This is a genomic window from Burkholderia sp. LMG 13014 (assembly GCF_905232215.1).
Taxonomy (GTDB): domain Bacteria; phylum Pseudomonadota; class Gammaproteobacteria; order Burkholderiales; family Burkholderiaceae; genus Burkholderia.
On record NZ_CAJNKE010000553.1, the window covers coordinates 1 to 3,910 of the forward strand.

Consider the following 3,910-nt stretch of genomic DNA (forward strand, 5'->3'; position numbering starts at 1 on the left):
TCAGCTTCGCCGCGCTGATTCTCGCGAGCGACGCGGGCAAGAAGAGCGCGGCGCCGATGCCCTGCACGAAGCGCGCGGCCACGAGGATGGCCACGGACGCCGCGACGCCGCACGCCGCCGATGCGCCGACGAACAGCGCCAGCCCCGCGAGATACACGCGCTTCGCGCCGAACCGGTCGGACAGCGCGCCGCCCGCGAGAATCAGCGCGGCGAAGCTGAGCGTATACGCGTCGACGATCCAAGCGAGTTCGGCCAGCGTCGCGCCGAGGCTCGTGCGCATCGCGGGCAGCGCCACGTTGACGATCGTCGAATCGAGGACCGCCATGAACATGCCGATCGCAACAAGCGCCAGCGTGAAGCGCTGCTCGCGCACAGTCGGGCGGAACGTGGCTGTCAGCGACACGGGGACGGATACCGGATTGCAATCGGACATGAAACCTCCAGACGGATGCCAAGAGTCTAGAAACGGTCCGAGATGCAGAAAAGTGGTAATTTCGCATCTTCATGATGCAAAGTTGCATCACCCCTTCCGTACACCACCCCGTCCGATGACACAGTCGACCCGCATGAACTGGGACAACGCCCGCTTCTTCCTGGCCCTGGCGCGCACCGGCACGCTGCGCAGCGCCGCGGCGCAACTGAACGTCGACCAGGCGACGGTGGGACGCCGGATCGCCGCGCTGGAAGATGAACTCTCGGCCCGCCTGTTTCTTCGAACGCCGACCCTCTACGTGCTGACGACCGCGGGCGAAGCCCTGCTCGAACCGGCCGAAACGATGGAACGGGCGTCACTCACGATCGAACGCCGCGTGATGGGGCTCGACGAGCAGTTGGCCGGGTCCGTGCGCATCGCCACGACCGACTCGCTCGGCAAGCGTTTCGTGGTGCCCGCGATCGCCCGCCTGCGGCGCAGGCATGCAGGCATCGACGTCGTATGCGTGACATCGGCCGAAATCGCCAACCTCACGCGCCGTGATGCGGACCTCGCGATTCGCACGTTGCGGCCGGATTCGCCGGATCTGATCGTCAGGCGGCTCGGGCATCTCGAAACGGGCATCTATGCTTCGCGCCGCTATCTGGCCGAGCGAGGCGAACCGGTCGCGGGCAGCGCGTTCGACGGGCACGATCTGGTGATGTACCAGCAGCCGGTGGTGCCGACGATGTGGGACGCGCTGTGCGGCGAACCGACTTCGCGCGGCCGCGTGATGTTCCAGACATCGTCGACGATGATGCTGGTCGAGGCTGCGCTGGCGGGGCTCGGCATTGCAGAGCTGCCGTGCTTCCGCGCCGACGCGGAGCCGGAACTGGTGCGTCTCATGACGCGGCGATGCAATCATTTCGACGTGTGGCTCGTCGCCCATGCCGATCTCTACAAGACCGCGCGCGTGCAGGCCGTGATCGAAGCCGTCGTCGACGAATTCGCAACCGCCGGGCCCTCTGCCAGGTAGCGTGCCCGTGTGTCAGCGCGCGGCCGGCTTGCGCCCGCTGCGCCACGCACGCACGCCCGAGTGCGATCCGGCCAATACGAAGAGCGTGCCTGCAATGCCCAGCGTCATCGCCCCGCCCCACAGCGCGCCGAACGTATTCATCCTTGCGCTCATGTGCGGTTCGGCAGGCCGGTAGCGTACCTCGACCACCTCGCCGAGATGGACGTCGACCTCGCCGCCTTGCGGGTATTCGATGCGTTCGCCCGCGCGCGTCGTGAATGCGATGTCCGGATGATGCGGCCCGTAGTCCAGCCGGACCACACGCCCCGGCACGACGATCGATTCACGCATGAAATCCCGGGTCGACTGGAAATCGAAGACCGCAAAGACCAGCAGCATCGTGCCAGTCAGCACGGCGAGGCCGCCTTTGAATACCTGCATGTCGGATGTCTGCGTCATGTTCGAAGCGCTTGACCGTCGATGATGGCGCCGCTTCAGCGCGGCCGATACTCGCCGTCGGCCGCCGACCAGCGAAACGTCTGGCGCCATTTGCCGCCGCGCTGGCGCAGCTGCAGGTCGTGGAAACCGTCCGTCGACGTCGGCAGCACGTTCAGCGTATTGCTCCCCTCGGTGATGTCGTGATCGCGCGTACCATCGCGATGCCAGTCGCCGGCGACATCCTCGTAGTACATCATCGGCTGCGCGAACACGAGGCGCAGCGTCTTGCCGTCGATCCGGAACAGGTACAACGCCTCGAACGATGCGCCGCCGCCCGAATAACCGGCCGACCAACCTGCCCGCACGCCGAATGCCGCATCGCCCGCCCGCAGCGCGTAGGGGGCGAGATCGAACCGCAACCACCGCTCGGGCCGCATTGCGACGTTCTCCGTCGCGGCGGGGTCGGGACTCTCGATATTCGTCTCGCTCCAGTCGATCGCCTGGTCGAGCGCCTGTTCGGTACGTGCGACGAGTTGCGGCGCACCATCCGCACCGCGCTCGAACACGCCGAGCCAGACCAGTTCCTTCGTGTCATCGACACCGGGGTGGTGCTCATAGCCCTCACAATCGGTGGGCGCACCGAATTTCAGCACTTCGCGCGCGAGGCCGTCGGTCGGTGCCGCGCAGACGATCGCGACAAACGCACCGGAGCGCTGCGGCCACGGCTTCGCGCCGACCAGCACGACGCGCCCAAGCGGCTGGCCGGGCGCAAGCTGCGCGACCAGCGCCTCTTTCGTGAAGCCCGGCGGCAGGTGTACGCCAAAACCGTCCTGTTCGGGCGCGCCGCTCATGTCGCGCGCGTACGCGGCGCGTGCGTCGGGCGAACTGAACTTCCCGGGCACCTGGTCAAGCGAATGGGCGGTGCCCGCCGCGTGTGCGGCCAGACCCGCGCATGCGGTGCCGATCGCGATCAGCCACGGTTTCAAGCGGATGCTCATGCCGGAATGTCCTGTGAAGACACGAGGCAACCTGCAGCGATGTCGCGCACGCGAGCGTCCGCGCGGCAACGAGATCGGCCCAGGAGTCTCGTGATGGGTTTCATGATGTTCTGCTCGACGGGGTTCGTCAGGATTCGGCGCAGCGCCAGCGGTCACGCACGCTTGCGCCCGCTGCGCCACGCACGCACGCCCGACCGCAGTTGACTGACGCCGGCCAGGAAAAAACCGACGCCCATCCCGCCGATCATCAGTACGTCGCCCCAGATCGCGCCGAACGTATTCATCCGCGCGCTCATCCCGGGCTCGTCGGGCGTGTAGCGCACCTCGACGGTCGCGCCGTCCTGCACGCTGACCGCGCCGCCTTGCGGGTATTCGACCTGCTCGCCCGCGAGCGTCGTGAACGCGATCTCCGGATGATGCGGGCCCGCGTTCAGCTTGATGACGTGCCCCGGCACGACGACCGACGTCCGCAGGAATTCGCGCGTCCACTGCGCGTACAGCACGGTGCCGATCAGCATGCACGTGCCCGCGATGGTAAAGACGATGCCCTTCGCGATCAGCGTCTCCGTCTGCTGCGCGGCGGTGCGGCCGGATCCGGACACCATCGCGCTCCCCTTACTTGCGTGACTGGTAGAACGACACCTCGATCTTCGACTGCGTCTTGCAGCGGTACATCACGCCGCGCCCCGTTTCGTCGGTCACGCCTTCGTACAGGCCGTTGCAGCCCGTGACCTTGTATTGCGCGAACGGAATGCGCTTGCCGTCCTGCGGCCGGACCAGCACCGGGATGCGCCCCATCGGGCCGTCGCCGACCGTGCGGACGAGCACCATGCGCGCCGCATCGATCGGCGCGGCGGAACGCACGTAGACCGTACGTCCCTGCGCGTCGGTCGTGCCTTCGACTTCGAGTTCCTGGTTGTCCTGCGCCGCGCTCGTGTAAAGCGCGAATGCATAGTGCGTGTTCGGCAGCACCTGTTTCGTCGCGGGATCGTGCAGCACGAAATAGCACCCGTTGGCGCCCCTGCCGGCCGTCGCCTGTCCGTCGGC

5 protein-coding genes and 1 pseudogene are annotated in these 3,910 nt (G+C 67.1%); 1 reads left to right on the forward strand and 5 read right to left on the reverse strand.

Going from position 1 to position 3,910, the window contains the following annotated elements; genetic code table 11:
- Positions 1-433 (reverse strand): MFS transporter (locus JYJ84_RS30690; protein WP_205189891.1); only part of this gene is annotated, 433 nt, incomplete at its 3' end.
- Positions 434-566: 133 nt separating this feature from the next.
- On the opposite strand from JYJ84_RS30690, the gene JYJ84_RS30695 reads away from it, so the two are divergent.
- A complete protein-coding gene (locus JYJ84_RS30695; RefSeq protein WP_174956571.1) occupies positions 567-1,448 on the forward strand; it encodes a LysR family transcriptional regulator in 882 nt (293 codons plus the stop codon).
- A gap of 12 nt (positions 1,449-1,460) precedes the next feature.
- Here JYJ84_RS30695 and JYJ84_RS30700 read toward each other — a convergent pair whose 3' ends face one another.
- From JYJ84_RS30700 to JYJ84_RS30715, 4 genes and pseudogenes are all read right to left on the reverse strand, one after another.
- Positions 1,461-1,868, reverse strand: a complete 408-nt coding sequence (locus JYJ84_RS30700) for a DUF3592 domain-containing protein (protein ID WP_226212937.1) — start codon at positions 1,866-1,868, stop codon at positions 1,461-1,463.
- Between the two features lie 53 nt (positions 1,869-1,921).
- On the reverse strand, positions 1,922-2,863 hold the full coding sequence (locus JYJ84_RS30705) for a hypothetical protein (protein WP_175221588.1): 942 nt from the start codon (positions 2,861-2,863) through the stop codon (positions 1,922-1,924).
- A gap of 152 nt (positions 2,864-3,015) precedes the next feature.
- Positions 3,016-3,468, reverse strand: coding sequence for a DUF3592 domain-containing protein (locus tag JYJ84_RS30710; RefSeq protein WP_122949380.1), 453 nt, complete (start codon positions 3,466-3,468; stop codon positions 3,016-3,018).
- A gap of 10 nt (positions 3,469-3,478) precedes the next feature.
- Positions 3,479-3,910: pseudogene (locus JYJ84_RS30715) on the reverse strand (hypothetical protein); the annotation flags it as partial.